At 71.1% G+C, this 26,699-nt stretch carries 24 protein-coding genes; 16 read left to right on the top strand and 8 right to left on the bottom strand.

Translation table 11 applies throughout. From position 1 onward, the window contains the following. Nucleotides 1–129: 129 nt before the first annotated feature. A complete protein-coding gene (locus tag ACH4N1_RS00560; protein ID WP_398093446.1) occupies nt 130–1,350 on the bottom strand; it encodes a bifunctional adenosylcobinamide kinase/adenosylcobinamide-phosphate guanylyltransferase in 1,221 nt (406 codons plus the stop codon). Between the two features lie 114 nt (nt 1,351–1,464). Between ACH4N1_RS00560 and ACH4N1_RS00555 the strand changes: the two genes are divergently transcribed. Next, nucleotides 1,465–1,677 (top strand): hypothetical protein, encoded by a 213-nt coding sequence (locus ACH4N1_RS00555; protein WP_073497036.1) that lies wholly within the window; start codon nt 1,465–1,467, stop codon nt 1,675–1,677. 160 nt (nt 1,678–1,837) lie between these two features. On the opposite strand, the gene ACH4N1_RS00550 is transcribed toward ACH4N1_RS00555, so the two are convergent. Both ACH4N1_RS00550 and ACH4N1_RS00545 read right to left on the bottom strand, forming a co-directional pair. After that, nucleotides 1,838–2,539, bottom strand: a complete 702-nt coding sequence (locus ACH4N1_RS00550; RefSeq protein WP_398093445.1) for a class I SAM-dependent methyltransferase — start codon at nt 2,537–2,539, stop codon at nt 1,838–1,840. An 83-nt stretch (nt 2,540–2,622) separates the two neighbouring features. After that, complete coding sequence (locus tag ACH4N1_RS00545; protein WP_398093444.1) at nt 2,623–3,249, bottom strand: DUF3043 domain-containing protein; 627 nt, start codon at nt 3,247–3,249, stop codon at nt 2,623–2,625. Nucleotides 3,250–3,538: 289 nt separating this feature from the next. On the opposite strand from ACH4N1_RS00545, the gene ACH4N1_RS00540 reads away from it, so the two are divergent. From ACH4N1_RS00540 to ACH4N1_RS00520, 5 genes are all read left to right on the top strand, one after another. Further along, nucleotides 3,539–4,315, top strand: a complete 777-nt coding sequence (locus ACH4N1_RS00540; protein WP_398094370.1) for a PspA/IM30 family protein — start codon at nt 3,539–3,541, stop codon at nt 4,313–4,315. Nucleotides 4,316–4,349: 34 nt separating this feature from the next. Further along, the gene (locus ACH4N1_RS00535; RefSeq protein ID WP_398093442.1) at nt 4,350–4,628 is read left to right on the top strand and encodes a hypothetical protein; all 279 of its coding nucleotides are present in this window, start codon (nt 4,350–4,352) and stop codon (nt 4,626–4,628) included. Nucleotides 4,629–4,872: 244 nt separating this feature from the next. After that, nucleotides 4,873–6,093: a sensor histidine kinase gene (locus tag ACH4N1_RS00530; protein WP_398093440.1), complete on the top strand. Its 1,221-nt coding sequence runs from the start codon at nt 4,873–4,875 to the stop codon at nt 6,091–6,093. Then, a complete protein-coding gene (locus tag ACH4N1_RS00525; RefSeq protein ID WP_398093438.1) occupies nt 6,090–6,773 on the top strand; it encodes a response regulator in 684 nt (227 codons plus the stop codon). The genes ACH4N1_RS00530 and ACH4N1_RS00525 overlap by 4 nt, the downstream gene beginning before the upstream one ends. 181 nt (nt 6,774–6,954) lie before the next feature. Next, entirely contained in the window at nt 6,955–10,059 is a 3,105-nt protein-coding gene (locus ACH4N1_RS00520; RefSeq protein ID WP_398093436.1) for an efflux RND transporter permease subunit, read from the top strand. 70 nt (nt 10,060–10,129) lie between these two features. On the opposite strand, the gene nadA is transcribed toward ACH4N1_RS00520, so the two are convergent. Continuing rightward, nucleotides 10,130–11,314: a quinolinate synthase NadA gene (gene nadA / locus ACH4N1_RS00515; RefSeq protein ID WP_398093434.1), complete on the bottom strand. Its 1,185-nt coding sequence runs from the start codon at nt 11,312–11,314 to the stop codon at nt 10,130–10,132. 278 nt (nt 11,315–11,592) lie between these two features. On the opposite strand from nadA, the gene ACH4N1_RS00510 reads away from it, so the two are divergent. After that, complete coding sequence (locus ACH4N1_RS00510; RefSeq protein WP_030794551.1) at nt 11,593–11,949, top strand: iron-sulfur cluster assembly accessory protein; 357 nt, start codon at nt 11,593–11,595, stop codon at nt 11,947–11,949. A gap of 87 nt (nt 11,950–12,036) precedes the next feature. On the opposite strand, the gene ACH4N1_RS00505 is transcribed toward ACH4N1_RS00510, so the two are convergent. Continuing rightward, a complete protein-coding gene (locus ACH4N1_RS00505) occupies nt 12,037–13,893 on the bottom strand; it encodes a hypothetical protein (protein WP_398093433.1) in 1,857 nt (618 codons plus the stop codon). Between the two features lie 134 nt (nt 13,894–14,027). Beyond that, nucleotides 14,028–14,237 carry a hypothetical protein gene (locus ACH4N1_RS00500; protein ID WP_398093432.1) on the bottom strand — a complete coding sequence of 70 codons (210 nt, stop codon included), beginning with the start codon at nt 14,235–14,237 and terminating at the stop codon, nt 14,028–14,030. 129 nt (nt 14,238–14,366) lie between these two features. Between ACH4N1_RS00500 and ACH4N1_RS00495 the strand changes: the two genes are divergently transcribed. Further along, nucleotides 14,367–15,341 (top strand): carbohydrate kinase family protein, encoded by a 975-nt coding sequence (locus tag ACH4N1_RS00495; RefSeq protein ID WP_398093430.1) that lies wholly within the window; start codon nt 14,367–14,369, stop codon nt 15,339–15,341. A 132-nt stretch (nt 15,342–15,473) separates the two neighbouring features. Here ACH4N1_RS00495 and ACH4N1_RS00490 read toward each other — a convergent pair whose 3' ends face one another. Beyond that, the gene (locus ACH4N1_RS00490) at nt 15,474–16,850 is read right to left on the bottom strand and encodes a cysteine desulfurase/sulfurtransferase TusA family protein (RefSeq protein WP_398093429.1); all 1,377 of its coding nucleotides are present in this window, start codon (nt 16,848–16,850) and stop codon (nt 15,474–15,476) included. A 292-nt stretch (nt 16,851–17,142) separates the two neighbouring features. Between ACH4N1_RS00490 and coxB the strand changes: the two genes are divergently transcribed. From coxB to ACH4N1_RS00470, 4 genes are all read left to right on the top strand, one after another. Further along, nucleotides 17,143–18,102 (top strand): cytochrome c oxidase subunit II, encoded by a 960-nt coding sequence (gene coxB / locus ACH4N1_RS00485; protein WP_363087163.1) that lies wholly within the window; start codon nt 17,143–17,145, stop codon nt 18,100–18,102. Next, the gene (ctaD, locus tag ACH4N1_RS00480; protein WP_366062191.1) at nt 18,099–19,835 is read left to right on the top strand and encodes a cytochrome c oxidase subunit I; all 1,737 of its coding nucleotides are present in this window, start codon (nt 18,099–18,101) and stop codon (nt 19,833–19,835) included. The genes coxB and ctaD overlap by 4 nt, the downstream gene beginning before the upstream one ends. Beyond that, the gene (locus ACH4N1_RS00475) at nt 19,832–20,230 is read left to right on the top strand and encodes a cytochrome c oxidase subunit 4 (RefSeq protein ID WP_366062192.1); all 399 of its coding nucleotides are present in this window, start codon (nt 19,832–19,834) and stop codon (nt 20,228–20,230) included. Before ctaD ends, ACH4N1_RS00475 begins: the two co-directional genes overlap by 4 nt. A gap of 130 nt (nt 20,231–20,360) precedes the next feature. Beyond that, nucleotides 20,361–21,617, top strand: coding sequence for an Ig-like domain-containing protein (locus ACH4N1_RS00470; RefSeq protein WP_398093426.1), 1,257 nt, complete (start codon nt 20,361–20,363; stop codon nt 21,615–21,617). Nucleotides 21,618–21,808: 191 nt separating this feature from the next. Here the strand turns inward: ACH4N1_RS00470 and ACH4N1_RS00465 are convergent, their stop codons facing one another. Beyond that, the gene (locus tag ACH4N1_RS00465) at nt 21,809–22,231 is read right to left on the bottom strand and encodes a hypothetical protein (RefSeq protein ID WP_398093424.1); all 423 of its coding nucleotides are present in this window, start codon (nt 22,229–22,231) and stop codon (nt 21,809–21,811) included. Between the two features lie 179 nt (nt 22,232–22,410). Between ACH4N1_RS00465 and ACH4N1_RS00460 the strand changes: the two genes are divergently transcribed. From ACH4N1_RS00460 to ACH4N1_RS00445, 4 genes are all read left to right on the top strand, one after another. Further along, a complete protein-coding gene (locus ACH4N1_RS00460) occupies nt 22,411–23,031 on the top strand; it encodes a heme-copper oxidase subunit III (RefSeq protein WP_366062195.1) in 621 nt (206 codons plus the stop codon). A 65-nt stretch (nt 23,032–23,096) separates the two neighbouring features. Beyond that, nucleotides 23,097–23,909, top strand: a complete 813-nt coding sequence (locus tag ACH4N1_RS00455) for a c-type cytochrome (RefSeq protein ID WP_398093423.1) — start codon at nt 23,097–23,099, stop codon at nt 23,907–23,909. Further along, nucleotides 23,906–24,964, top strand: a complete 1,059-nt coding sequence (locus ACH4N1_RS00450; protein WP_398093422.1) for a Rieske 2Fe-2S domain-containing protein — start codon at nt 23,906–23,908, stop codon at nt 24,962–24,964. Before ACH4N1_RS00455 ends, ACH4N1_RS00450 begins: the two co-directional genes overlap by 4 nt. Beyond that, on the top strand, nt 24,961–26,583 hold the full coding sequence (locus ACH4N1_RS00445; protein WP_398093421.1) for a cytochrome bc complex cytochrome b subunit: 1,623 nt from the start codon (nt 24,961–24,963) through the stop codon (nt 26,581–26,583). The genes ACH4N1_RS00450 and ACH4N1_RS00445 overlap by 4 nt, the downstream gene beginning before the upstream one ends. The last annotated feature ends 116 nt before the right edge of the window (nt 26,584–26,699 follow it).

Below are 26,699 nucleotides of genomic sequence, written 5' to 3'. Positions count from 1 at the left end.
CCCCGCCCCGCGCCCGGTCGCGCTCGCGCGGGGCGGCCCACGTCCCGGCGGGGTGGGCCGCGCGGCCCGGAGGAGGCGACCCCGGCCGGCGGCCGTCCGCCGCCGTCCGCGGGCCGGCGCGCCGGCGCGTCAGCCCCGTGGGCCCCGTAGCACCAGCACCTGCCCCGCCACCGCCAGCAGCACCTCCTCGCACTCGCCCGCGACCGCCGCGTTCAGCCGTCCCAGTTCGTCCCGGTACCGCCGTCCCGACGCCGTGGCCGGCACGATCCCGGACCCCACCTCGTTCGACACCAGCACCACCGGCCGCCGGGTCTCCCGCACCGCTCCCGCCAACTCCGCCACCCGGGAGCGCAGTTCGCGCTCACCGCCGTCCGCCCACACCGCGTCGTCCCAGGCGCCGACGGAGTCCATGGCGTCGGTCAGCCACAGCGACAGGCAGTCGATCAGCAGGGGCGGCGCACCGTCCTGCGCGAGCAGCGGCACCAGGTCGCACGTCTCGACCGTCCGCCACGACCCCGGCCGCCGCTCCCGGTGCGTGGCGACGCGGGCCGCCCACTCGCCGTCCCCGCCCCGCGATCCGCCGGTCGCGACGTACAGCACGTCGGGGAAGGACTCCAGCCGCCGTTCGGCCTCCACCGACTTCCCCGACCGCGCGCCGCCCAGCACCAGGGTCCGCCGCGGCACGTCCGGCACCTCCTCGTACACCCCCACCGTCAGCGTCGATCCGTCCGGCACCGCCCGCGCCCCCGCCGCGGCCAGCCGGCGCCGCGACTCCGGCCCCGGGGGCACGTCGTGGTCCAGATGGACGACGACGACGTCCGTCGTGGGCCCGACCGCACCCACCGCCCGCAGCTTCGCCAGCGCGTCCGGCCGCCCCACCACGTCGGCGAGGACCATGTCGTACCGCTCGGCCGGCTCCCCGCCCTCCTCCAGCCCGGCCGGCGCGCCGCCCGGCGGCAGGTACAGCAGCCGCTGCCCGTCCGGCCCGGTCACGGCGTACCCCGTACCGGGCGCGTCCATCGCCACCGCCCGCACCCGATGCCCCGTCAGCTGTGTCAACTCCCGTCCGTCCGGCACCCGGACGGGTTGCGGCAGCCCGGCCGGCACCTCGACCGCGGGCCCGTCGTGCGGATGCGACAGCAGCACCTGCCGTACGCCGCCCAGGGAGTGCCCGGAGCGCGCCGCGGCGAAGGCCGCGCCCGGCGTGAGGTCGAGCAGCAGCGCCCCGTCCACGAGCACCGCGGTCGCCGCCCGGGCGTCCGCCCCGAGGGAGGTCGCGCAGACGGCACAGGGACAGTCGGGGCGGGGGAGTCCCGCGGGGGCACCGGTACCGAGCAGAGTCACTTCCACGGACCTGATTTTCGCGCGTCCGATCAGGTCTTGCGCATCCGGCTAGGCTGCGTGCCAGGAGCCGGACCATGATCCGGCTTCTGCTCTGCATGTGCTCACACGTTGGAGGCGTACATGGCGGCATGGACGTGGCGGTTCGAGAAGGCCGACGGGACGGAGGTCCAGCCCGCGGTGCAGCCCGAGGAGTTCACCACGCAGGGGGACGCCGAGTCCTGGCTCGGGGAGCACTGGAAGGCCCTGCTCGAAGGCGGCGCGGACCAGGTCCGGCTGTTCGAGGACGCCACGGAGATCTACGGCCCGATGAACCTGCACGCCGACGAGTCGTAGGACGGGCGGTCGCGGGACGGGCCCCGGCCCGGGGTGGCCGGTCGACGGCCACCCCGCTCACCCCGCCCCGACCGCCCCCGCCCCCGCCGCCGCTCGCCCGGCGGTCACGCCGGCCGTCCGCCCGTCGCCGGTGCGGGCGGGATCCACCCCGGGGAGCCTCTCAGCCCCGCACCCCGCACAGGTGCAGCAGTGCCGCCACGCCGCGGTACGGGTCCGTCCGGCCCGCCCGCTCCTCCGCCGCCAGCAGCGGCTCCGGGTCCTCGGGGACGTCCGAGCCGTCCACCGCCGTGTCCGTGAAGACCCGCACGCCGTACCAGGCGTGCAGCGGGGCCCCGATGCCCGCGAGGGTCGCGGTCAGGGTCTCCCGGCGGTCCGCGCGGACGTCGAGGCCCAGCCGGTTGCGGTACGCAGTGGTGTCGAAGGCGCCCAGGGCGCCCGCCCAGTCCCCGGCCAGGCCGGGCCGCATGGCCAGCGCGTCGGCGTTGCGGACCAGCAGGGACAGCAGCCCGCCGGGGGCCAGCACGCGCGCGAGGCCCGCGAGCAGGGGATCCGGCTCCTGGACGTACATGAGCACGCCGTGGCAGAGCACCACGTCGAAGCTGCCGGGCGGGAAGTGCACACCGGTGTCCCGGCCGTCGCCCTCCATGATCTGCATCCGCTCCCGGATGCCCTCGGGCTCCCCGCGCAGGGCGTCACGGGCCGCGGCGATCATCGTCGCGTCCTGCTCCAGCCCGGTCACCTGGTGGCCCAGCCGGGCCAGCCGCAGCGCCTGGGTGCCCTGGCCCATCCCCACGTCGAGCACGCGCAGCCGCTGCCCGACCGGATACCGCCCGGCTATCTGTTCGTCGAGCTGCCGGGCCACCAGCTCCTGCCGTACGACATCACGCAGTCCGCCGAGCCTGCTCAGCCAGGCCTTCGCCGCGCCCCCGGAGAAAGCAGCGGTGCTCAGGGCCGCTCTCCGCGCTTGACCTGCGGCTTGGGCAGCCGGAGCCGACGCATCTGGAGGGAGCGCATGAGCGCGTAGGCCACCGCGCCCCGCCGGTTCTGGTCGGGGAAGCGCTCGGCGAGCCGCTTCTTCAGACGGAACCCGGTCACGAGCGAGTCCAGCACGATCAGCACGATCACCACGAGCCACAGCAGCAGCGCGATCGTCTGGAGCGAGCTCACCCGGACCATGCTCAGCACCAGGATGACCACGGCCGTCGGCAGGAAGAACTCCGCCACGTTGAACCGCGAGTCGATGGTGTCGCGCGCGAACTTGCGCACCGGACCCTTGTCGCGGGCCGGCAGGAACCGCTCGTCACCGCCCGCCAGCGCCTGGCGCTGGCGCTCCAGCTGGGCTCGGCGCTCCTCGCGCTGACGCTTGGCGGCGTCCTTGCGCGACAACGAGGTGTTGGCGACGCTGCGGCGCTGGGACTGGGCCTCACTGCGCTTGGGCGTGGGCCTGCCCTTCGGGGCCTGCGGGTCGCGGGTCTGCTTGGAGTCGGCCGGCGCCTTGTCGGCTACCGGGGCCTTCTCTTCCTTGGCACGGCTACGGAACACAAAACCCAAGGGTAAGCGCTCCCCGGGCATGGACCCCAGCCGCGTGGGGAACGATCCGGCAACACCAGTCGTCTGAAGTGAGGACGGACCCGGGACGAACCGGTGGAGAGGGGACGAGCGGTGGCGCGACGGCCACCCTGAAGGTCACCTACTCCTTACGCCGGAGCAAGGCCTTGGTCAGTCGTCCTTGGGGATGAGCGCATCTGGCCTCGGACAGTGCGTCAATGGAAGCAGGGCCCGTACTGTGGGTTCTGTCGCAGAGCTGGAGCTGGACGTCAGAAGGGGGCGCGCGAAGCCCATGAGCGGTGTCATGAAGCGTATGGGGATGATCTTCCGCGCGAAGGCGAACAAGGCCCTTGACCGGGCCGAGGACCCGCGCGAAACCCTCGACTACTCGTACCAGAAGCAGCTGGAGCTCCTCCAGAAGGTCCGCCGCGGCGTCGCGGACGTGGCCACCTCGCGCAAGCGGCTGGAACTCCAGCTGAACCAGTTGCAGTCGCAGTCCTCCAAGCTGGAGGACCAGGGCCGCAAGGCGCTCGCGCTGGGCCGCGAGGACCTGGCCCGCGAGGCGCTCTCCCGCCGTGCCGCCCTCCAGCAGCAGGTCACCGACCTGGAGACGCAGCACTCGACGCTCCAGGGCGAGGAGGAGAAGCTCACCCTCGCGGCCCAGCGCCTCCAGGCCAAGGTGGACGCCTTCCGCACCAAGAAGGAGACCATCAAGGCCACCTACACGGCGGCGCAGGCGCAGACCCGGATCGGGGAGGCCTTCTCCGGCATCTCCGAGGAGATGGGTGACGTCGGGCTGGCGATCCAGCGCGCCGAGGACAAGACGGCCCAGCTCCAGGCCCGGGCCGGCGCCCTCGACGAACTCCTCGCCTCCGGCGCCCTCGACGACCCCACCGGCATCGCCAAGGACGACCTCCAGGCCGAGCTGGACCGGCTCTCCGGTGGTACGGATGTAGAGCTGGAGCTCCAGCGCATGAAGGCGGAGCTGGCCGGTGGCCCCTCGTCCGGGCAGCAGGCCATCGAGGGCGGCGCCGACCCGGCGCAGAGCCGGCAGCAGCCGCAGGACACCCCGCGCTTCGACAAGCAGTAGCTTCCGGGCCGGGGCCGGAGCCGAGGAGGCCGACGTGATCGTCCGGATCATGGGGGAGGGCCAGTGGACGCTGGCCGACTCCCACTTCGCCGAGCTGAACGAGCTGGACGACGAACTGCTGGCCGAGATGGAGGGCGGCGACGACGACGGCTTCCACCGCACCCTCGGCGCCCTCCTGGACGCCGTCCGCCGCCTCGGCGAGCCCCTTCCCGACGACGCCCTGGAACCGTCGGAACTGATCCTCCCGGCCCCGGACGCGAGCCTGGAGGAGGTCCGGGAGATGCTGAGCGACGGCGGGCTGATCCCCGGGTGAGGCCGGGCCCCGGGTCCTGTCCGACATGATCCGCCGGACGGGCCCCGGACGACGGCGGCGCCGCACCCCCCGGGGCGGCGCACGTGTCCGGCCCGTCGGGCGGCCGAGGACGAGGCCGCCCGATCCGAGGCCGCCCGATCCGAGGCCGCCCGATCCGAGGCCGACGGCCGGGTCCGAGGGCGGCAGCCGCCGGCGGCGGTCCCGGCGACGGCCACGAAAGCGACGGCACGGAAAGTGACCCCCCTTGACCCCCCTCGCCCGAGCCCGGCACCGGCTGAAGGCCCACCCCCTCGCCCTGGACTCCGCCCTCGCCGCCGCCGTACTGCTGTGCATGCTGGCCGGTTCCTTCATCGACCCGCACGGCGACCGGGGGGTCAGCTGGAGCCTGCGCAGTCCTGACCCGCTCAGCCTGCTGCTGATCACCCTCGGCGGCGTCGCCCTCGTCCTCCGCCGCATCGCCCCCCTGGCGGTCCTCGCGGTCACCGGCGCCTGCTCCGTGGCCGAGAGCGTCACCGGCGACCCCCGCGCCCCCGTCGCGATGTCCGCCGTCATCGCCCTCTACACCGTCGCCTCCACCACCGACCGTCCCACCGCCTGGCGGGTCGGCCTGCTCACCATGACCGTCCTCACCGGCGCCGCCATGCTCGCCGGGCCACTGCCCTGGTACGCCCAGGAGAACGTGGCGATCCTCGCCTGGACCGGCATCGGCGCCACCGCCGGGGACGCGGTCCGCAGCCGCCGGGCCGTCGTGCGCGCCATCCGGGAGCGGGCCGAACGGGCCGAACGCACCCGTGAGGAGGAGGCCCGCCGCCGGGTCGCCGAGGAGCGCCTGCGCATCGCCCGCGACCTGCACGACGTGGTCGCCCACCACATCGCCCTGGTCAACGTGCAGGCCGGGGTCGCCGCCCACGTCATGGACAAACGCCCCGACCAGGCCAAGGAAGCCCTCGCGCACGTCCGCGAGGCCAGCCGCTCCGCGCTCAACGAACTCCGCGCCACGGTCGGCCTGCTGCGCCAGTCCGGCGACCCGGAGGCGCCCACCGAGCCGGCCCCCGGCCTCTACCGGCTCGACGAACTGGCCGGCACCTTCCGCAACGCGGGCCTGCGGGTCGAGGTGGCCCGCTCCGACCACGGCACCGAACTCCCCGCCGCCGTCGACCTGGCCGCCTACCGCGTCGTCCAGGAGGCCCTCACCAACGTGCGCAAACACGCGGGCCCGGAAGCCAGGGCCGAGGTCAGCGTGGTCCGCGTCGGCCCCCACATCGAGGTCACCGTCCTCGACGACGGTGCCGGGGACGTACCGGCGTCGGAGGACGGCGGCGGGCACGGCCTGCTCGGGATGCGCGAGCGCGTCACCGCCCTGCGCGGCGCCCTCACCACCGGTCCCCGCTACGGAGGCGGCTACCGCGTCCATGCGATCCTGCCCGTCGAGACCCGCTCCGCCGTCCCCGAGGACTCCGCATGACCATCCGTGTCCTGCTCGCCGACGACCAGGCGCTGCTGCGCAGCGCGTTCCGGGTGCTCGTCGACTCCGAGCCCGACATGGAGGTGGTCGGTGAGGCGTCCGACGGGGCGCAGGCGGTCCGGCTCGCCAAGGAGGAGCGCGCCGACGTCGTCCTGATGGACATCCGCATGCCCGGCACCGACGGCCTCGCCGCCACCCGTCTGATCAGCGCCGACCCCTCCCTCGCGCACGTCCGGGTGGTGATCCTGACGACCTTCGAGGTCGACGACTACGTGGTGCGGTCGCTGCGCGCGGGTGCCTCCGGCTTCCTCGGCAAGGGCAGCGAGCCGGAGGAACTGCTCAACGCCATCCGGGTCGCCGCCGGCGGTGACGCCCTGCTCTCGCCGACCGCGACCAAGGGACTGATCGCCCGCTTCCTCGCCCAGGGCGACGCGGGGGACGACGGCGGTGACCCGGACCGGGCGCAGCGGCTGTCGGCACTCACCGGCCGGGAGCGCGAGGTCCTCGTCCAGGTCGCCGGCGGCCACTCCAACGACGAGATCGCCGAGCGCCTGGAGGTCAGCCCGCTGACCGTGAAGACGCACGTCAACAGGGCCATGGCCAAGCTGGGCGCCCGCGACCGGGCCCAGCTCGTGGTGATCGCGTACGAGTCCGGGCTGGTCCGCCCGAGGGTGGACTGATCTCCACCCGGCCGTACTGCACCCGGAGTATGCGCCGTATAAGGAAATCGACCTGGGGCTTACGGATCGGGCTCTCCTCATGGCTCAGGGTGTAGGGGACGGCGCCCAGGTGCGCCCGCGTCATCCCTTTCCGTCCCTGCCATGCCGCTTCTGCCGCTTTCAGAAGAGAGACCTGTAACCCATGTCCTGGCTGTCGAAGTTCAGCCTCGCGCAACGGGCCCTGATAGGCCTCGTGTCCATCATCGCGATCGTGTTCGGGGCGATCGCGATCCCGCAGCTCAAACAGCAGCTCCTGCCCACGATCGAACTGCCGGTGGTGTCGGTGCTCGCGCCGTACCAGGGTGCCTCCCCCGACGTCGTCGAGAAGCAGGTGATCCAGCCCATCGAGGACAACCTCGAAGGGGTCGACGGCATCACCGGCGTCACCTCCACGGCCAGCGAGGGCAACGCGGTCATCCTCGCCTCCTTCGACTACGGCAACGACACCAAGCAGCTCGTCGCCGACGTCCAGCAGGCCGTCAACCGGGCCCGCGTCCAGCTCCCGGACTCGGTGGACCCGCAGGTCGTCGCCGGTTCCACGGACGACATCCCGACCGTGGTCCTCGCCGTCGCCTCGGCCGGGGACCAGCAGGCCCTCGCCGACCGCCTGGACACGACGGTCGTGCCCGCGCTGAAGGACATCGACGGCGTCGGCCAGGTCACCGTCGACGGGGTGCGCGACCTGCGGGTCGCCGTCACCCCGGCCGACGCGAAGCTGGCGAAGGCCGGTCTGACCACCCAGTCCCTCGCCCAGGCCCTCCAGGCCGGCGGTGTCACCGTCGCCGCGGGCTCCTTCGACGAGGCCGGCGGCAACCGCACCGTCCAGGTCGGCGGCGGCTACACCTCCCTGCGGCAGATCCAGGACCTGGTGATCCCGGCGCGGCCGGGCGGCAAGCCGGTCCGCCTCGCCGACGTCGCCACGGTGAAGCAGGAGGAGGCCCCGGCCGCCTCCCTCACCCGCACCGACGGCAAGCCCAGCCTCGCCGTGGCCGTCACCATGGACCACGACGGCAGCGCGGTCGCCATCTCCGACGCGGTCCGGGACAAGCTGCCCAATCTGCGCGAGGACCTCGGCGCCGGCGCGTCGATCACGGTCGTCAGCGACCAGGGTCCGGCGGTGTCGAAGTCCATCGAGGGCCTGACCACGGAGGGCGCGCTCGGCCTGCTCTTCGCGGTCCTGGTCATCCTGGTCTTCCTGGCGTCGATCCGCTCGACGCTGGTGACGGCGGTGTCCATCCCGCTGTCGGTGGTCCTCGCCCTGATCGTGCTGTGGACCCGTGACCTGTCGCTCAACATGCTGACCCTGGGCGCGCTGACCATCGCCATCGGCCGGGTCGTCGACGACTCGATCGTGGTCCTGGAGAACATCAAGCGCCACCTCGGCTACGGCGAGGAGCGCCGGACCGCGATCCTCACCGCGGTCCGCGAGGTGGCCGGCGCGGTCACCTCCTCCACCCTCACCACGGTCGCCGTGTTCCTGCCGATCGGCCTGGTCGGCGGCATGGTCGGCGCCCTGTTCGGCGCGTTCAGCCTCACCGTCACGGCGGCCCTGCTGGCCTCCCTGCTGGTGTCGCTGACGGTCGTCCCCGTCCTGTCGTACTGGTTCCTGCGGCCCCCGAAGGGCACCCCCGAGGACGCCGAGGAGGCTCGCCGCGCGGCCGAGGAGAAGGAGGCGAACAGCCGCCTCCAGCGCTTCTACGTCCCCGTCCTGCGGTTCGCGACCCGGCGCCGTCTGACGAGCGTGGCGATCGCGGTCGTCGTCCTGATCGGCACCTTCGGCATGGCGCCGCTGCTGAAGACCAACTTCTTCGACCAGGGCGAGCAGCAGGTCCTGACGGTCAAGCAGGAGCTGGAGCCGGGCACCAGCCTGGCGGCGACCGACGCCCAGGCCAGGAAGGTCGAGCAACTCCTCGCCGACACCGACGGGGTGAAGGACTACCAGGTCACCGTCGGATCCTCCGGGTTCATGGCGGCCTTCGGCGGCGGCACCGACACCAACCAGGCCTCGTACCAGGTGATGCTGGAGGACTCGGCGTCCTTCGAGGACGTCCAGGACCACATCGAGGACGGCCTGAAGAAGCTGTCCGGCATCGGCAGCACCACGGTCGCCGCCGGCGACGGCTTCGGCAGCCAGGACCTGAGCGTCGTCGTGAAGGCGGCCGACGCCGAGGTGCTGCGCACGGCGGCCGAGCAGGTCCGCGCCGCGGTGGCCGGCCTGGACGACGTCACGGACGTCACCAGCGACCTCTCGCAGAGCGTGCCGCGCATCTCGGTCGAGGCGAACGCCAAGGCCGCGGCGGCCGGGTTCGACGAGCAGACGCTGGGCGCGGCGGTCACGCAGGCGGTCCGCGGGACGACGGCGGCGAAGGCGACCCTGGACGACACCGAGCGCGACGTCGTCATCACCTCCGCCCGGCCGGCCACCACGCTGGCCCAGCTCAAGGCCCTGCCCCTGGGCCCGGTGAAGCTCGGCGACATCGCGACCGTGCGGCTCGTCGACGGCCCCGTCGCCATGACCCGCATCGACGGGCAGCGCGCGGCCACCGTCACCGCGCGGCCGACCGGCGACAACACGGGCGCGGTGAGCGCGGACCTGACGTCGAAGCTGGACGCGCTGAAGCTGCCGGCGGGCGCCACGGCCGAGATCGGCGGTGTCTCGCAGGACCAGGACGACGCGTTCAAGAACCTGGCCCTGGCGATGCTCGCGGCGATCGCGATCGTCTTCATGCTGCTGGTGGCGACCTTCCGGTCGCTGGTCCAGCCGCTGATCCTGCTGGTCTCCATCCCGTTCGCGGCGACCGGCGCGATCGGCCTGCTGATCGTCACCGGCACCCCGATGGGCGTCCCGGCCATGATCGGCATGCTGATGCTGATCGGCATCGTGGTGACCAACGCCATCGTGCTGATCGACCTGATCAACCAGTACCGCGGACAGGGGTACGGCGTGGTCGAGGCCGTGATCGAGGGCGGCCGCCACCGGCTGCGGCCCATCCTCATGACGGCACTGGCGACCATCTTCGCCCTGCTGCCGATGGCCCTGGGCGTCACCGGTGAGGGCGGCTTCATCGCGCAGCCGCTGGCGGTGGTGGTGATCGGCGGTCTGATCACCTCGACGCTGCTCACCCTGCTGCTGGTCCCGACCCTCTACGCGATGGTCGAACTGCGCAAGGAGCGGCGGGCGGAGAAGCGGGCGGCGAAGAAGCGGTCCGCCGAGCCGGAGAAGGCCCCGGAGCCGGCCGGCGTCTGAGCGGTACACACACCGAGGCCCCGGTCCGCAGTGCGCGGGCCGGGGCCTCGGTGTCTGTCCGCCGCGGGCCCTACGGCAGCGCCAGCATCCGCTCCAGCGCCAGCTTCGCGAACTTCTCGGTCTCCTTGTCGACCTCGATGCGGTTGACCAGCGTGCCCTCGGCGAGGGACTCCAGGGTCCACACCAGGTGGGGGAGGTCGATGCGGTTCATGGTCGAGCAGAAGCAGACCGTCTTGTCCAGGAAGACGATCTCCTTGCCCTCGGGCGCGAAACGGTTCGCCAGCCGGCGGACCAGGTTCAGCTCCGTGCCGATGGCCCACTTGGAGCCGGCGGGCGCGGCCTCCAGGGCCTTGATGATGTACTCGGTCGAGCCGACGTGGTCCGCCGCGGCCACGACCTCGTGCCGGCACTCCGGGTGCACGAGCACGTTCACGCCGGGGATGCGGGCGCGCACGTCCTCGACCGACTCCAGGCTGAAGCGGCCGTGCACCGAGCAGTGGCCGCGCCACAGGATCATCTTCGCGTCGCGCAGCTGCTCGGCGGTCAGCCCGCCGTTCGGCTTGTGCGGGTTGTAGACGACGCAGTCCTCCAGGGACATGCCCATGTCGCGGACGGCGGTGTTGCGGCCGAGGTGCTGGTCGGGCAGGAACAGGACCTTCTCGCCCTGCTGGAAGGCCCACTCCAGGGCCCGCTCGGCGTTGGAGGAGGTGCAGATCGTGCCGCCGTGCCTGCCCGTGAACGCCTTGATGTCCGCGGACGAGTTCATGTACGAGACGGGCACGACCTGGTCGGCTATGCCGGCCTCGGTCAGCACGTCCCAGCACTCGGCGACCTGCTCGGCCGTCGCCATGTCGGCCATCGAGCAGCCGGCCGCCAGGTCGGGCAGGACCACCTTCTGGTCGTCGGACGTCAGGATGTCCGCGGACTCGGCCATGAAGTGCACACCGCAGAACACGATGTACTCGGCCTCCGGGCGGGCGGCCGCGTCCCGCGCCAGCTTGAAGGAGTCGCCCGTGACGTCGGCGAACTGGATGACCTCGTCGCGCTGGTAGTGGTGCCCGAGGACGAAGACCTTGTCACCGAGCTTCTCCTTGGCGGCGCGGGCCCGCTCCACCAGGTCCGGGTCGGACGGGGAGGGCAGGTCGCCGGGACACTCGACGCCCCGCTCACTCTTCGGGTCGGCCTCGCGGCCGAGCAGCAACAGGGCGAGCGGAGTCGGCTGTACGTCGAGCTCCGTGGTCTGGGCGGTGGTCACGACACGCACCCTTTCTACTTTTCGTCGATCTGACGCTATCTATCATAACCCGCTTCACGTCACTTTGACGATGGTCATTGCGTCGGTGTGACATGAATCCCGCGCGCCCCGGCGCGCGCCCGTCCGCGGCCGCCGAGGGACGCTGTTCGCCGCTGCGCGCGTGTGCGAGCATGAAGGAACGGGCGGAAGACAACTCGCCCGGCCCGTGGAATGAATCCGCGGCCCCGCCGGTTGAAACCGTCGGCAAGCAGTCTCCGTACAACCCGGGAGAGATGTAGATGTCCGTATCGGACGAGACCAGCACCGTCACCGACGGCATCATCCTGTCCGACGCCGCCGCGGCGAAGGTCAAGGCCCTGCTCGACCAGGAAGGCCGTGACGACCTGGCCCTGCGTGTCGCCGTCCAGCCCGGCGGCTGCTCCGGCCTGCGCTACCAGCTCTTCTTCGACGAGCGTTCCCTCGACGGCGACGTGGTCAAGGACTTCGACGGCGTCAAGGTCGTCACCGACCGCATGAGCGCTCCCTACCTGGGCGGCGCGTCCATCGACTTCGTGGACACCATCGAGAAGCAGGGCTTCACGATCGACAACCCGAACGCGACGGGTTCCTGCGCCTGCGGCGACTCCTTCAGCTAGGACGTCCCGCGTTCGACGCGGAAGGCGGCGGTCCCCCGGAGGGGGCCGCCGCCTTCCGCGTGTCCGACGCGAATCGTCAGACACGCCCTAGCGGGGCAGCCGCGCCCCCGGCTTCTCCAGGGGGACCTGCCCGCCGTCCGAGCCGACGACCGTCCGGTCGCCCAGCGGCTCGTCGAGCCGCACGGTCCGGTGGAAGAACTTGGCGATCTTGATGCAGACGGTGTCCGGCCACGGCGTCTCGGTCACGGTGACCTTCACCCGGTCCCCGCTCTCCACCGCCGTCGCCCGGTAGTCGGAGCACACCCCGCCCGTGAAGCCGACGACCAGTTCGTCGCCCTCGGCCGTGTAGCCGTCGACCTTCACGTCACGGGTCTCGCTGCCCGAGGTCGGCGCCGCGGACGGCGTGGCGGCCGGGGGCGCGCTCAGGAACTCCGGCTCGACCGCCGGATGCGTCACCGTGTAGGCGTCCCCCGCCCCGGCCCCGCGCACCGAGAACAGCCAGGAGGGCACCAGCACCTGCCGGCCGCCCGAGGCGTGCGGGGCGAGCCCGAACACCGCGTCCTCGACCGTGAGCGTCTCCTTCGGGGACACACCGGCCGACGTCCCGCACGGGCTCTCCGGCCGTTCCTCCGCCGGCACGGGCGTGGCGCAGCCGCCGATGCCCGCACGGGGATCGGTCCCCGGCGCCGCGTTCATCAGGTCCAGCGTCTCCCGCGCCCCCAGCACGGGGTACGACGCCCCCTCGGCCGGTGCCTTCACCTGGCCGCTGCCGGCGACGATCTCGCCCTGGGCGCTCACGGTGACGCCGGTCGTCCAGCCGTAGGTCGGCAGGCCGTCGATCACGGGGTCGGCGTTCACGACCCGCCGTGCGTCCACGACCTGGCTCGCGTCGAGCGTGGCGTCGTCCTGCCCGACCGCCTTCAGGACCGGTGCCGCCGCCTTCTTCGCGGCCGCCTCGCTCACCGGGTCCGCGGACGAGGCCGTGGCCTCCGGTGCGCAGACGTCGGAGCCGTTCTTGCAGGCGTCGGTACCGGGGACGTACCGGCTGAACGTCCACTGGCCCGGCGCCCCCTTCTCCACCCGGAGCACCGGGCCGGAACCGTCCTTCACGGCGCCGACCCGCCACGTGCTGCCCTCGGCCACCGGGGTGCCCTCGACGCCCAGCGCGCCCGCCAGCCGGGCCACCTCGGCCTGCGCGACCTCGCCCTTCGCCCAGTACACGGACGCCGAGTCGGGGCCCGCCGGGAGGGTGCCGTCGGCCCGGTAGGTCACCCCGTACGGGTTCGGCTCCCCGGGCGCGATGCCCTGCGGGCTCCCCTGGGCCGGCGCCGGGGCCCGGTCGTCCAGCACGAGCGCCGGCGGAGTGCCGTCCGCCGCGGGCGTCCGGCCACCGCTGCTCGTGTCGTCCCCCGCACGGGAGGCGAGACAGGCCCCGCCCCCGCCGACGAGCAGCACGGCGGCGGCGACGGAGGCGACGAGGGCGACGGAGCGCCGGCGGCCGCCCTCGGAGGGGCCGTGCCGCTCGCCGGCGGGGGAGCGGCCGACGACGCCGTCCTCGGCCTCGTCCCGCGGGTCGGGGTCGGGGTCGGGGTCCGGGGGCGGCGCCGGGACGGCGGGAGCGCCGTCGGCCACCGGTTCGACCGCCGGCTCCTCCGCGTCGGCCGCACCGGCCGTGCCGGGACTCCCCGCTTCCCCGGCCGGACCGGGGGTGTCGACGGGCACTTCGCGGCCGGACCCAGGCGCTCCCGCCGCGGTCTCTCCGCTCGCCTCGGCCTCCCCGGCCTCCCCGGCCTCCCCGGCCTCCCCGGCCTCCCCGGCCTCCCCGGTCTCCTCGACCGTGGCCTCCTCCGCACGCGCCTCCTCCGGCGTACCCCGGCCCTGCGGGGTACGTCCGTCCTCCGGCCCGCGTGCGGCGTCGTCGTTGTCGGGTCGCTCGGTGTTCACCGCATCGCTCCTTCGGCTGCGCCGCTGTCGTACCTCACATCCCCTTCACGGGGACAGCGATGGGACGCGGCGGGGGAGCGCACGGTTCCCCTGCTCGCGCCCCGGCCGAAAGAAGGGCCCGCGAAAGCCCCGCGTCAGTTGCCGTACTCCGGCATCGCCTCCAGCAGCCGGGCCGCGGTCGCGGGGACGCTCACGCCGTGGATCAGGGACAGTGGCACCGGACGGGCCACGCGCTTCTCCGGTGCGGTCCAGTGCGGTGCCATCCGGGCGCAGTCACCCCGCAGCGACGCCAGGTCGCCTTCGAGATCGGCCGGAGCGGGCGCGTGGACCTTGAGGTTCGTCATAACGGCACCGTACGCACGGTCGGTGCCGCGAAGAAAGATCTACTATCGGGTAGTTTCATCCGCTTCAACGGTCGCGGTCGACCGGGTAGCGTGAACTGTCAATCCCCCTCCCACAGGAGAGTCCACGCCGTGCGCATCGCAGTCACCGGCTCCATCGCAACCGACCACCTCATGACGTTCCCCGGCCGCTTCGCCGACCAGCTCGTCGCGGACCAGCTCCACACGGTCTCGCTCTCCTTCCTGGTCGACAAGCTGGACGTGCGGCGCGGCGGGGTGGGCGCGAACATCGCCTTCGGCATGGGGCAGCTCGGCACGAAGCCCATCCTGGTCGGCGCCGCCGGCTCCGACTTCGACGAGTACCGGGCCTGGCTGGACCGGCACGGCGTCGACACCGCCTCGGTCCGCATCTCCGAGACCCTGCACACCGCCCGCTTCGTGTGCACCACGGACTCCGACCACAACCAGATCGGTTCCTTCTACACGGGCGCGATGAGCGAGGCCCGCCTCATCGAGCTGAAGACCGTCGCCGACCGGGTCGGCGGCCTCGACCTGGTCCTGATCGGCGCCGACGACCCCGAGGCGATGCTGCGCCACACGGAGGAGTGCCGCTCCCGCGACATCCCCTTCGCCGCCGACTTCTCCCAGCAGATCGCCCGCATGGGCGGCGAGGAGATCCGCATCCTGCTGGACGGGGCGACGTACCTCTTCTCCAACGAGTACGAGAAGGGCCTCATCGAGTCCAAGACCGGCTGGAGCGACGAGGAGATCCTCGGCAAGGTCGGCCACCGTGTCACCACCCTCGGCGCGCGCGGCGTGCGCGTCGAGCGGGCCGGCGAGGAGCCGATCCAGGTCGGCTGCCCGCAGGAGGAGCGCAAGGCCGAGCCCACCGGTGTCGGCGACGCCTTCCGCGCCGGCTTCCTCTCCGGCCTGGCGTGGAACGTCTCCCTGGAGCGCGCCGCCCAGATCGGCTGCATGCTCGCCACCCTGGTCATCGAGACCATCGGCACCCAGGAGTACCAGCTCCGCCGCGCCCACTTCATGGACCGCTTCGCGAAGGCGTACGGCGACGAGGCCGCCGCCGAGGTCCAGAAGCACCTGAGCTGACCCGGGCGGCTCCGGGCAGGCCGGCACCCCGGCCTGCCCTGAGCCTGCCCTGAGCAGACTCGGGCGCCCCGGAGCCTGCCCTGAGCCGCCCCGGAGCCTGCCCTGAGCAGACTCGGGCGCTCCGGAGCCGACTCAGACGAGCCGGCGGACCAGATGGGCGGAGCCCCGGTCCGCCGGCTCCTCGCCGACGTACTCCTGTCCCCGCATCTGGCACCAGGCGGGGATGTCGAGCCGGGCCGCCTCGTCGTCGGCCAGGATCCGCACGGTGCCGCCGACCGGCACGTCACCGATGACCTTCGCCAGTTCGATGACGGGGATCGGGCAGAGCTTGCCGAGGGCGTCGACGACCAGCTCGTCCTCACTCGTGACGGCCGTCGGCGCCGGCGCCCCGAGCGTGTCCCGCACCCCTGCCACCGCGCCCGGCAGCACGGCGAGGAACCGTTCCACGTCCTCCTCGGCCGTCCCCGGCGGCAGCGACACCCGCACGTTGCCCTCGCTCAGCACCCCCATCGCCCTGAGCACGTGACTCGGCGTGAGCGTGCTGCTCGTGCAGGACGAACCGGAGGAGACGGAGAACCCCTCCCGGTCCAGCTCGTGCAGCAGTGTCTCCCCGTCGACATAGAGACAGGAGAAGGTGACGATCCCGGGCAGCCGCCGCTCCGCGTCACCCACCACCTCCACGTCCGGCACGGCCCGCGCCACCCCGGCCCGGATCCGCCCGGTCAGCTCCCGCAGCCGCGTCGCCTCGGCCGCCGCCTCCGCCCGCACCGCCCGCAACGACGCCACCGCCGCCACGATCGCCGGGATGTTCTCGAACCCGGCCGCGCGCCCCGACTCCCGCTCGTCGACGGGCCCTTGGGGAGCGAACCGCACCCCCTTGCGCACCACCAGCAGCCCCACCCCTGACGGTCCGCCCCACTTGTGCGCGCTCGCCGCCAGCAGCGACCACGGCCCCGCCACCGGCCCCCACCCGAGCGACTGGGCCGCGTCGACGAACAACGGCACCCCCGCCTCCCGGCACGCCTCGGCCACCTCCGCCACCGGCTGCTCGGTCCCCACCTCGTGGTTGGCCGACTGCAGACAGGCGAGCGCGGTGTCGGGCCGCAGTGCCCCGGCGTACGACGCCGCGGTCACCGCGCCGGACCGCAGCACCGGCACCCGGGTCACCGTCCCGCCGGCCGACTCGAAGGCCTCGGCCGAATGGAGCACGGAGGAGTGTTCGACCGCTGACACGATCAGGTGGCGTCCGGCGCGCCGCCGGCCCGCCAGCGCGCCCGCGACACCGCTGTGCACGGCGCGCGTCCCGGACGGGGTGAACACCACCTCGTCGGGCCGGCACCCCACCGCATCCGCCGCGGCCTCACGGGCCGCGTCCAGCAGCAGCCTGGCCCGGCGGCCCTCCCGGTGGAGCCGGGCGGGATCGGCCCAGCCCTCGTCGAGCGAGGCCAACAGGGCCTGACGGGCCACGGGATGGAGCGGGGCGGCGGAGGCGGCGTCGAAGTAGGGCACACGGCAACGGTAGAGCGCGGGGGAGCGGGACGGCGGGCCGGGGAACGGTGCGAGCAGCCACAAACCCGCACGCACGCGTCAACAGGCCGCATCCCCGAGCGATTAGGGGCCCTCTCCCACCCCTGGGCATGACCCCCGGCGCGTTGCCCACCCCTCCCCGCGCGACCCCAAAACGCGTCCAGTAGGGTTTGGTCCGCATAAACATCCAAACCCCTGCCCGACGCAGGGCGGCGACCTACCAGCGAGAAGGCCGCAGCCGACCGCGCGGGCGAGACTCTCGGGAAGGCGCTACGTGAGTCCCAACGGCTCCGACCGCTCGCCGCGGCGCCCGATGCGGCGGAAGCTGCTGCAGGCACTGACCGCGGGCCTGGTCCTTGCGACCGCAACCGGTTGCACATACGAGGACTTCCCCCGCCTTGGTATGCCCACCCCGACCACGGAAGAGGCTCCGCGGATCCTCTCCCTGTGGCAGGGCTCATGGGCTGCCGCGCTGGCCACCGGCGTGCTGGTGTGGGGCCTGATCCTGTGGAGTGCTTTCTTCCACCGGCGCAGCCGCACCAAGGTCGAGGTACCTCCGCAGACCCGGTACAACATGCCCATCGAGGCCCTGTACACGGTGGTCCCGATCATCATCGTCTCGGTCCTCTTCTACTTCACCGCCCGCGACGAATCGAAGCTGCTCAGCCTCGAGAAGAAGCCCGACGTCACGGTCAACGTGGTCGGCTTCCAGTGGAGCTGGTGCTTCAACTACATCGAGAGCGTCGACGGTTCCACCGGTGACGCGAAGTCCGACAAGAACCTGGCCGCGATCCCGGACCGGTACAAGAAGGACTTCCCGGCCGACGCGGGCGGTGTCTACACCTGCGGCACCCCCGGTGAGCGGAACCCGCAGACCAACAACCCCGGCCCGACCCTCTGGCTCCCCGAGGGCAAGACGGTCCGCTTCGTCCTCACCTCGCGTGACGTCATCCACTCCTTCTGGGTGGTGCCGTTCCTGATGAAGCAGGACGTCATCCCGGGCCACACCAACGCCTTCCAGGTGACCCCCAACAAGCAGGGCACCTTCCTGGGCAAGTGCGCCGAGCTGTGTGGCGTCGACCACTCCCGGATGCTGTTCAACGTGAAGGTCGTCTCCCCCGAGCGCTACGAGCAGCACCTGAAGGACCTCGCCAAGAAGGGGCAGACCGGTTACGTTCCGGCCGGCATCGAGCAGACGAGCCCCGAGAAGAACCGGGAGTCGAACATCCTGTGAGCATCCTCAACGAACCCCAGGGTGCCGCCGCAGCAGGGTCCCACTATGAGGACGAGCTGCCGGTCCGGCGCCAGCGCCGCGGCGAAGTCGCCGTCAAGTGGCTCACCACGACGGACCACAAGACGATCGGCACGCTGTACCTCGTGACGTCGTTCGCGTTCTTCTGCATCGGCGGCGTGATGGCGCTCTTCATGCGCGCCGAGCTGGCCCGTCCGGGTCTGCAGTTCATGTCGAACGAGCAGTTCAACCAGGCGTTCACGATGCACGGCACGATCATGCTGCTGATGTTCGCGACGCCGCTGTTCGCCGGCTTCGCGAACTGGATCATGCCGCTCCAGATCGGCGCGCCGGACGTGGCCTTCCCGCGGCTGAACATGTTCGCCTACTGGCTGTACCTGTTCGGCTCGCTGATCGCCGTGGCCGGCTTCCTCACCCCCTCGGGTGCGGCCGACTTCGGCTGGTTCGCCTACTCCCCGCTGTCGGACGCGGTCCGCAGCCCGGGCATCGGCGCCGACATGTGGATCATGGGCCTGGCCTTCTCCGGCTTCGGCACGATCCTCGGCTCGGTCAACTTCATCACCACGATCATCTGCATGCGCGCACCCGGCATGACCATGTTCCGCATGCCGATCTTCACCTGGAACGTCCTGCTGACCGGTGTCCTGGTCCTGCTGGCCTTCCCGGTCCTCGCGGCGGCGCTGTTCGCCCTGGAGGCGGACCGCAAGTTCGGCGCCCATATCTTCGACGCCTCCAACGGCGGCGCGTTGCTGTGGCAGCACCTCTTCTGGTTCTTCGGCCATCCAGAGGTGTACATCATCGCCCTGCCGTTCTTCGGGATCATCTCCGAAGTGATCCCGGTGTTCTCCCGCAAGCCGATGTTCGGCTACATGGGCCTGATCGCCGCGACCATCTCGATCGCCGGTCTGTCCGTGACGGTGTGGGCGCACCACATGTACGTCACCGGTGGCGTGCTGCTCCCGTTCTTCTCCTTCATGACGTTCCTCATCGCCGTCCCGACGGGCGTGAAGTTCTTCAACTGGATCGGGACGATGTGGAAGGGGTCGCTGAGTTTCGAGACCCCGATGCTGTGGGCGGCCGGCTTCCTGATCACCTTCACCTTCGGTGGTCTGACCGGTGTCATCCTGGCCTCGCCGCCCATGGACTTCCACGTCTCGGACTCGTACTTCGTGGTGGCGCACTTCCACTACGTCGTCTTCGGCACCGTCGTCTTCGCGATGTTCTCCGGCTTCCACTTCTGGTGGCCGAAGTTCACCGGCAAGATGCTCGACGAGCGCCTCGGCAAGATCACCTTCTGGACGCTGTTCGTCGGCTTCCACGGCACGTTCCTGGTCCAGCACTGGCTGGGTGCCGAGGGCATGCCGCGCCGCTACGCGGACTACCTGGCCGCCGACGGCTTCACCGTCCTGAACACGATCTCGACGATCAGCTCGTTCGTGCTCGGCCTGTCCGTCCTGCCGTTCTTCTACAACGTGTGGAAGACCGCCAAGTACGGCAAGCCGGTCCAGGTCGACGACCCGTGGGGCTACGGCCGCTCCCTGGAGTGGGCGACCTCCTGCCCGCCGCCGCGGCACAACTTCCTCACCCTGCCGCGGATCCGCAGTGAATCCCCGGCGTTCGACCTGCACCACCCGGAGATCGCAGCGCTCGAGCAGCTGGAGCACGCCGGTCACGGCGCCGCCGCCGTCGCGGGCAGCAAGGAGGCCGGCAAGTGAAGATTCAGGGCAAGATGTTCATCTGGCTGAGCGTCTTCCTGCTCGTCATGGCGACCGTCTACGGCGTCTGGTCCAAGGAGCCGGCCGGTACGACGGCCCTCTTCCTGGCCTTCGGCCTGTCCATCATGGTCGGCTTCTACCTGGGCTTCACCGCCAAGCGGGTCGACACCGGTGCCCAGGACAACAAGGAGGCGGACGTCGCGGACGACGCCGGCGAGCTGGGCTTCTTCAGCCCGCACAGCTGGCAGCCGCTCTCCCTGGCCATCGGCGGCGCCTTCGCCTTCCTGGGGGTCGCGGTCGGCTGGTGGCTGCTCTACTTCTCCGCCCCGCTGATCCTCATCGGCCTGTGGGGCTGGGTCTTCGAGTACTACCGCGGTGAGAACCGCACCCAGTAGCACACGCCGCGCGCGGCAGAGCCCGGACACTCCGAGAGGAGTGTCCGGGCTCCTGCTTTTGCCGTAATCGGTATCGCCCGTCCGTGTCACCCAGCGTGCCGTGGTTGACGTTGCTCCCTAGCGTGAAGCCATGAGCCACGAACCCCGCCCCCGCACCGTCGTCAGCTGCACGCTGCTGGTGATCGCCCTGGTAGCGGGCGCAACCGCCTGCGGCTCGGACGGCAACCCGCTCGCCTCACGCCCGTACGACGCCACGGACCGGATCTCGTTCAACGTCCCCCGCGGCGACGCCGGGAAGGCCGACCCGGACAAGCCCCTGGAGATCAGGGCGGAGGAATCCGGCGAGCGGATCACCGACGTCACCGCCCTGGACGCCGCAGGCCGCCACGTGACGGGCGAACTCGACGCCGACGGCCGTCGCTGGCACAGCACCGAGCCGCTCGCCGCAGGCGCCCACTACACGGTCCGGGTGAGCACCGAGGACGAGGACGGCGCCCCCGGCCGCCGGGTCCTCACCTTCGACACCGGCAGCCCCACCGCCAAGAAGCGGCTGACCGTCACCTTCGGCCCCGGCACGGGCACCTACGGCGTCGGCCGCCCAGTCACCGCCGAACTGAGCCGGCCGATCAAGGACCCCGCCCAGCGGGCCGTCGTGGAACGCGCCCTGAAGGTCGACGCCAGGCCCTCCGTGCAGGGCGGCTGGCACTGGGTGGACGACAAGACGCTGCACTACCGCCCGAAGGACTACTGGCCCGCCCACGCCACCGTCCGCGTCCGCAGCGACCTGGACGGCATCAAGGTCGGCGACCGGCTCTGGGGCGGGAAGTCGAAGGGCGTCACCCTCACCATCGGCGACCGCGTCATCGCCGTCACCGACGCCTCCGCGCACTCCCTCACGCTGTACCGCAACGGTGAGGAGGTGAAGGAGATCCCCGTCACCACCGGAAAGCCCGGCTTCGAGACCCGCAACGGCGTCAAGGTCGTCCTGGGCAAGGAGTACTTCGTACGCATGCGCGGCACCAGCATCGGCATCGCCGAGGGCTCCTCGGAGTCGTACGACCTGCCCGTGTACTACGCCACCCGCGTCACCTGGAGCGGCGAGTACGTCCACGCCGCTCCCTGGTCGGTGGGCTCCCAGGGCTCCGCCAACGTCAGCCACGGCTGCGTGGGCATGAGCACCGAGAACGCCGAGTGGTTCTTCGACAACGTCCGCGAGGGCGACGTCGTCCAGGTCGTCAACAGCGACGGCGACACGATGGAGACCTTCGGCAACGGCTTCGGCGACTGGAACCTGGACTGGAAGGAGTGGCGCGAGGGCAGCGCCCTGACGGCCGGCAAGCAGAAGATCCAGGAGGACACCTCCAGGCTCCGGCCGACGGCCGTCTAGGTCCTGTCGTCAAATTCCTGCCGTCCGCCTGGAGGGCGGGCTCTGCGGCGTCAGGTGCGTGCTCTCGGCGTGCCGGGCCCTGATCCTCGTACTGGACGTACTCGGGTCAGGGCCCGGTGCGGCGAGAGTGCGTGCATGGCGCCGCGGGGCAGGCGGGAATTTGACGACAGGGCCTAGCGCGCCCCGCCGCCTCAGGCCCCGGCAGGGCCCTCGGACGCGCCCACGAGGCTCTGGCGGCCCAGCAGGGCCGCCAGGGCCCCCGCGAACTCCACGGGGTCCACCGGCAGCGTCACGGCCGCGTCGGCCCGGCTCCAGGTCGCCAGCCACGCGTCCTGCGGCCGCCCGATGAGCAGCAGCACCGGCGGGCAGCGGAACACCTCGTCCTTGATCTGCCGGCACAGCCCCATGCCGCCCATGGGCACGGCCTCGCCGTCCAGCACGCACACGTCGATCCCGCCCCGGTCCAGCTCCGTCAGCACGGCGGCGGGCGTCGCGCACTCCAGGAACTCGACCAGGGGCGCGTCCGGGGCCGGCCGCCGGCCTGCGGCCAGCCGCACCTGCTCCCTGGTGTCGGCGTCGTCGCTGTAGACCAGCACCGTGGCGGTCGCCTGCATGGTTCCTCCGCGTCATTGGAGTGGAACTTCGGGGTACCGATGGGGCGGATGCTACTCCCCCGGACACCTCGTCAACACCTGTTGGAACATGCCTGCGATGGGCCATACGGGCAGTACACGGGGTGCGAACACTCCGAACGGCACCCCCCGGAGTGAGGGCGGGATAAGCGACCGACATAATGTCGGTCGTGGCGACAGCAACGACAGTAGACACCGGGCACGCGCACCCGTCGGTCAATCGGCCGAACCTCACCAGCGTCGGAACCATCATCTGGCTGAGTTCCGAGCTGATGTTCTTCGCGGCCCTCTTCGCGATGTACTTCACCCTGCGATCGGTGACGGGTCCCGATCACTGGAAGGAAATGGCGCACGCGCTGAACCTTCCGTTCTCGGCGACGAACACCACGATCCTGGTGCTCTCCTCCCTCACCTGCCAGCTCGGCGTCTTCGCCGCCGAGCGCGGTGACGTGAAGAAGCTCAGAATGTGGTTCATCGTCACCTTCGTGATGGGTGCGATCTTCATCGGCGGTCAGGTGTACGAGTACACCGAACTGGTCAAGAAGGACGGGCTCTCGCTCTCCTCCGACCCGTACGGCTCGGCGTTCTACCTGACCACCGGGTTCCACGGCCTGCACGTGACGGGTGGCCTCATCGCCTTCCTGTTCGTCCTCGGCCGCACCTACGCGGCGAAGAGGTTCACCCACGAACAGGCGACCGCGGCCATCGTCGTGTCCTACTACTGGCACTTCGTCGATGTCGTCTGGATCGGCCTCTTCGCCACGATCTACCTGATCAAGTAGCCGGGCCCGATCCCGCACCCGTCCCAGAAGCATCGACGCAGAAGATCCTGACACCGGGGTAATCCGTGAAAAAGCTCTCCGCACGACGACGCCATCCGATGGCGGCGCTCGTCGTCCTACTCCTCGCGCTGGCATGCACCGGGGGGCTGTACGCCGCGTTCGCACCCGCGAGCAAGGCGCAGGCAGACGAAACCGCACAGTCCCTCGCCATCGACGAGGGCAAGAAGCTCTACGCCGTCGGCTGCGCCAGCTGCCACGGCACCGGCGGTCAGGGCACCTCCGACGGTCCGAGCCTGGTCGGCGTGGGCGCCGCGGCCGTCGACTTCCAGGTCGCCACCGGCCGGATGCCGGCCGCGACCTCCCAGGGCGCCCAGGTGCCCAAGAAGAAGAACATCTACACGCAGGCCGAGATCGACCAGCTCGCCGCGTACATCGCCTCGCTCGGCGCCGGCCCGGCCGTCCCCACCGAGGCCCAGTACGGCCCCGAGGGCGCGGACATCGCCAAGGGCGGTGAGCTGTTCCGCACCAACTGCGCCCAGTGCCACAACTTCACCGGCAAGGGCGGCGCCCTGACCCGGGGCAAGTACGCGCCTTCGCTGGAGGGCGTGGACCCGAAGCACATCTACGAGGCCATGCAGACCGGCCCGCAGAACATGCCCTCCTTCCCCGACACCACCATGTCGGAGCAGAACAAGAAGGACATCATCGCGTACCTGGACGCGGTCAACAGCTCCGACTCGGAGAGCCCCGGCGGTCTTGAGCTGGGCGGCCTCGGGCCGGTCAGCGAGGGCCTCTTCGGCTGGATCTTCGGTCTCGGCGGGCTGATCGCCGTCGCCGTGTGGGTCGCCGCCCGGACCGCAAAGGCCAAGAAGTCATGAGTAGCCAAGACATCCCAGAAGAGAACCTGCCCGCTGAGCAGGATCACGCCCACGGAGCCGTGGACGTCGCGGACGAGAAGCACCCGTTCGCCGACCCCGGGCTGCCGCCGCACGAGCACCGCGTGCAGGACATCGACGAGCGGGCCGCCAAGCGGTCCGAGCGTGCGGTCGCCTTCCTGTTCACGCTGTCGATGCTGGCCACCGTCGGCTTCATCGCCTCCTACGTGGCGATCCCGCACGACAAGTCGGTCTTCATCTTCCCGCTCGGCCACATCAGCGCGCTGAACTTCGCGCTCGGTCTGACGCTCGGCGCGGCCCTGTTCTGCATCGGCGCGGGCGCGGTCCACTGGGCCCGCACCCTGATGTCCGACGTGGAGATCGCCGACGAGCGGCACCCGATCGAGGCGGCGCCCGAGGTCAAGGCCAAGGTCATGGCCGACTTCCGGGACGGTGCCCGGGAGTCCGCGCTGGGCCGCCGCAAGCTGATCCGCAACACGATGTTCGGTGCGCTGGCCCTGTTCCCGCTCTCCGGCGTCGTCCTGCTGCGCGACCTCGGTCCGCTGCCCGAGGACAAGCTGCGGCACACGCGGTGGTCCAAGGGCAAGCTGCTCGTCAACATGAACACCAACGAGCCGCTGCGTCCCTCGGACGTCGCCGTCGGTTCCCTCACCTTCGCCAAGCCGGAAGGCCTGGAGGAGGAGGACCACGACTTCCAGACCGAGATCGCCAAGGCCGCCCTGATGATCGTCCGCATCCAGCCGGACAACATCAAGGACAAGCGCGAGCTCGAGTGGTCGCACGAGGGCATCGTGGCGTACTCGAAGATCTGCACCCACGTGGGCTGCCCGATCTCCCTGTACGAGCAGCAGACGCACCACGTGCTGTGCCCCTGCCACCAGTCCACCTTCGACCTGTCCGACGGTGCCCGAGTGATCTTCGGTCCCGCCGGTCACGCCCTGCCGCAGCTGCGCATCGGCGTGAACGACGAGGGCTATCTCGAGGCGCTCGGCGACTTCGAAGAGCCCGTCGGTCCTGCCTTCTGGGAGCGCGGATGAGCAACAAGGACGACCGCAGCAAGGCACCCGCGGGCGAGCGGGTCGCCGACTGGGCCGACGGCCGCCTGGGGATCTACTCCCTGGCCAAGGCCAACATGCGCAAGATCTTCCCGGACCACTGGTCCTTCATGCTCGGTGAGATCTGCCTCTACAGCTTCATCATCATCATCCTCACGGGTGTGTACCTGACGCTGTTCTTCCACCCGTCGATGAACGAGGTGGAGTACCACGGCAGCTACGTCCCGCTGCAGGGCCAGCTGATGTCCGAGGCCTTCAACTCGACCATGCACATCTCCTTCGATGTGCGCGGCGGTCTGCTCATCCGGCAGATCCACCACTGGGCCGCGGTCATCTTCCTCGCCGGCATGTTCGTGCACATGATGCGCGTCTTCTTCACGGGCGCCTTCCGCAAGCCGCGCGAGATCAACTGGCTGTTCGGCTTCCTGCTGTTCGTCCTGGGCATGTTCACCGGTTTCACCGGCTACTCGCTCCCGGACGACCTGCTCTCCGGCACCGGTGTCCGCTTCACGCAGGGCGCGATCCTGTCCGTGCCGATCGTCGGCACGTACATCTCGATGTTCCTGTTCGGCGGGGAGTTCCCGGGCGGCGACTTCGTCGCGCGGTTCTACTCGATCCACATCCTGCTGCTGCCGGGCATCATGCTCGGGCTCGTGGTCGGCCACCTGATCCTGGTCTTCTACCACAAGCACACCCAGTTCGCGGGTCCCGGACGCACCAACAAGAACGTCGTCGGCATGCCGCTGCTGCCGGTCTACATGGCCAAGGCCGGAGGCTTCTTCTTCCTGGTCTTCGGCGCGATCGCGGCCATGGCCGGCATCGCGTCCATCAACCCGATCTGGGTGCTGGGCCCCTACCGTCCGGACCAGGTGTCCACCGGCGCCCAGCCCGACTGGTACATGGGCTTCGCCGAGGGCCTGATCCGCGCGATGCCGGGCTGGGAGATCAACTTCTGGGGCCACACGCTGGTCATGGGCGTGTTCGTCCCGCTGGTGCTGTTCGGTCTGTTCCTCGGTGTGATCGCGATGTACCCGTTCATCGAGTCCTGGGTCACCGGCGACAAGCGCGAGCACCACATCCTGGACCGCCCGCGCAACGCCCCGACCCGTACGGCCTTCGGTGTCGCCTGGGTCACCGGCTACCTGATCATGCTGGTCGGTGGTGGCAACGACATCTTCGCCACCCACTTCCACCTGTCGATCAACGCGGTCACCTGGTTCGTCCGGATCGGCTTCTTCGCCGGACCGGTCGTCGCCTTCGTGATCACCAAGCGGATCTGTCTCGGCCTCCAGCGCCGCGACAAGGAGAAGGTGCTGCACGGTCGTGAGACCGGCACCATCAAGCGCCTGCCGCACGGTGAGTTCATCGAGGTGCACGAGCCGCTCAGCCAGGAGGCGCTCTACACGCTCACCTCGCACGAGCAGTACGCGCCCGCCGAGATCGGCCCGACGGTCGACGAGAACGGCGTCGAGCGCAAGGTGAAGCGCACCGAGAAGGTCCGCGCCAAGCTGAGCAAGGCGTACTACGGCGAGGAGAGCCAGATCGCCAAGCCGACCGTCGAGGAGTACAAGGAGATCACGAGCGGCCACGGCCACCACTGATCACTGCGTCGCCACGCACCCCAGAAGGGCCCCGTCCGGTGTACGGACGGGGCCCTTCGCCCTGTCCGCGGCTGGATAGGGTGGAACCGTCGAGACGCGCGTCCCGTGGAGCGGGA

The organism is Streptomyces sp. NPDC017202, assembly GCF_044331705.1.
Lineage (GTDB): Bacteria > Actinomycetota > Actinomycetes > Streptomycetales > Streptomycetaceae > Streptomyces.
Note: the sequence above shows the minus strand (reverse complement) of the source record. Positions and strands in the feature narration are given on the sequence as shown.

Excerpts from the sequence above, each read along its gene's own strand:
- ACH4N1_RS00470 (WP_398093426.1), top strand. The coding sequence starts at position 20,361 with ATGAGCCACGAACCCCGCCCCCGCACCGTCGTCAGCTGCACGCTGCTG.
- ACH4N1_RS00540 (WP_398094370.1), top strand. The coding sequence starts at position 3,539 with ATGGGGATGATCTTCCGCGCGAAGGCGAACAAGGCCCTTGACCGGGCC.
- ACH4N1_RS00525 (WP_398093438.1), top strand. The coding sequence starts at position 6,090 with ATGACCATCCGTGTCCTGCTCGCCGACGACCAGGCGCTGCTGCGCAGC.
- ACH4N1_RS00465 (WP_398093424.1), bottom strand. The coding sequence starts at position 22,231 with ATGCAGGCGACCGCCACGGTGCTGGTCTACAGCGACGACGCCGACACC.
- ACH4N1_RS00510 (WP_030794551.1), top strand. The coding sequence starts at position 11,593 with ATGTCCGTATCGGACGAGACCAGCACCGTCACCGACGGCATCATCCTG.
- ACH4N1_RS00545 (WP_398093444.1), bottom strand. The coding sequence starts at position 3,249 with ATGCCCGGGGAGCGCTTACCCTTGGGTTTTGTGTTCCGTAGCCGTGCC.
- ACH4N1_RS00450 (WP_398093422.1), top strand. The coding sequence starts at position 23,906 with ATGAGTAGCCAAGACATCCCAGAAGAGAACCTGCCCGCTGAGCAGGAT.
- ACH4N1_RS00555 (WP_073497036.1), top strand. The coding sequence starts at position 1,465 with ATGGCGGCATGGACGTGGCGGTTCGAGAAGGCCGACGGGACGGAGGTC.
- ACH4N1_RS00520 (WP_398093436.1), top strand. The coding sequence starts at position 6,955 with ATGTCCTGGCTGTCGAAGTTCAGCCTCGCGCAACGGGCCCTGATAGGC.
- ACH4N1_RS00500 (WP_398093432.1), bottom strand. The coding sequence starts at position 14,237 with ATGACGAACCTCAAGGTCCACGCGCCCGCTCCGGCCGATCTCGAAGGC.
- ACH4N1_RS00460 (WP_366062195.1), top strand. The coding sequence starts at position 22,411 with ATGTCGGTCGTGGCGACAGCAACGACAGTAGACACCGGGCACGCGCAC.
- ACH4N1_RS00445 (WP_398093421.1), top strand. The coding sequence starts at position 24,961 with ATGAGCAACAAGGACGACCGCAGCAAGGCACCCGCGGGCGAGCGGGTC.